General features: G+C 61.6%; 2 protein-coding genes. Both read left to right on the plus strand.

Annotated features, from left to right (window positions below):
- Window positions 1-455, plus strand: a 455-nt coding sequence (locus EN991_RS36385) for an Hsp20/alpha crystallin family protein (RefSeq protein ID WP_164769669.1), incomplete at its 5' end; no start/stop codon positions are given.
- Window positions 456-625: 170 nt separating this feature from the next.
- The gene (locus EN991_RS36390; protein ID WP_245459338.1) at window positions 626-1,294 is read left to right on the plus strand and encodes an NADH dehydrogenase ubiquinone Fe-S protein 4; all 669 of its coding nucleotides are present in this window, start codon (window positions 626-628) and stop codon (window positions 1,292-1,294) included.
- The last annotated feature ends 82 nt before the right edge of the window (window positions 1,295-1,376 follow it).

Genomic DNA, 1,376 nt, shown 5'->3' on the forward strand with positions numbered 1-1,376 from the left:
GTCTCTTCCCTGATGGAGATCGAGACCCCTTCGTCTCCCTCCACCGGGAGGTAAACCGGCTGTTCGATGACGCCTTCCGCAGCTTCGGCGCCAGACTGCCGGCCTTCAGTCCCTCTTTTGCCGCCACTTGGCCCAGCGTCGAAATTTCCGACACGGACAAGGAAGTCCGCGTCACGGCGGAAATACCCGGCCTGGACGAGAGCGACATAGAAGTCCTGCTGGACAACGGGGCGCTCAAGCTTAAAGGCGAGAAGCGTTCCGAGACCGAGGACAAAGACCGGCAGTTCTCCGAGCGCTTCTACGGTCGCTTCGAGCGCCTCATTCCGCTCGGCTACGAGGTCGAGGAAGACAAGGTCAACGCCGCCTTCAAGAACGGGGTGCTGACCGTGACCTTGCCCAAGACCGAGCGGGCGCAGGCGAAGGCCAAGCGGATCGCAATCAACGGCAAGAACTGACGCACGGCAGTATGAGCAGCGGCCGTAACGGCCGCTGCTCGTACCACCCTTCATGATAGGAGGGACAGACAATGGAGACAGTTCAAAGCAGCGACATCAGAAGCCCAACCAGGACCTCCGGCCGGCCGGACAATGACAATCGGCCTCGTGTCGACGAGCCGGCTTTGTCAATGGGGCGGTCAGTGTTTCCGGACGGCGTGACGGCACGGATCTACCAGCCATGCCGCTCGGCCACGACCTCGGCAAAGCCCCGTAAGGACTGGCGATTGATCTTCGAACCTCGCACAGCCCCGTTCATCGAGCCGCTGATGGGCTATACGGGCGGCCGGGACACCCTGACCCAGGTTCGACCGGATTTTCCGACGCTGGAGGCGGCGATCCGTTATGCGGAGCGCCAAGGCCTCAGCTACGTGGTGCAGGTTCCATCTTCTGGCTCTCAGGCCAAGGTCAGCAACAGGCAAGCATCGGAGGAGAGGCACGCCTTTTCCGACGTGGTTTGGCAACGGCTACTATTGGCATGGCTTCAGGCAAGCCACAACTATGGCGCTGGTGCAGAGGCAGCGCACATACAGACGGCGCTTTCCGAGCCCGAGACATTCTACGCCTCTCCGATGCAGGTGGTGGATGACCCGGTACTCGCACCCGAAGAGAAATGTGCCGTGCTCAAGAACTGGGCCTGGAACGAGTACCTGATCGACCTGGCCACCGCTGAAGGCATGCCGGAAAATGCACGTCCGACGCGATTGGACGAGGTTGAGCTCGCTCTGCTGGCCTTGGAAGGCAGTACCCAGAGATTCCAGACTCGGCTCAGCCCGGTACGATCCCGGATAGCCGCATGATGGAGGCAAGAATGGACCCACTGATCGTCTTCGACGCCCAACGGACCATCCCGAACCCCTTCGCGCTTGCGGTCGCGGCAGC

This window comes from Mesorhizobium sp. M7A.F.Ca.US.005.03.2.1 (assembly GCF_003997795.1).
GTDB lineage: Bacteria > Pseudomonadota > Alphaproteobacteria > Rhizobiales > Rhizobiaceae > Mesorhizobium > Mesorhizobium ciceri.

Coding starts and splice junctions, on each gene's coding strand:
- EN991_RS36390 (WP_245459338.1), top strand. CDS start 626: ATGGGGCGGTCAGTGTTTCCGGACGGCGTGACGGCACGGATCTACCAG.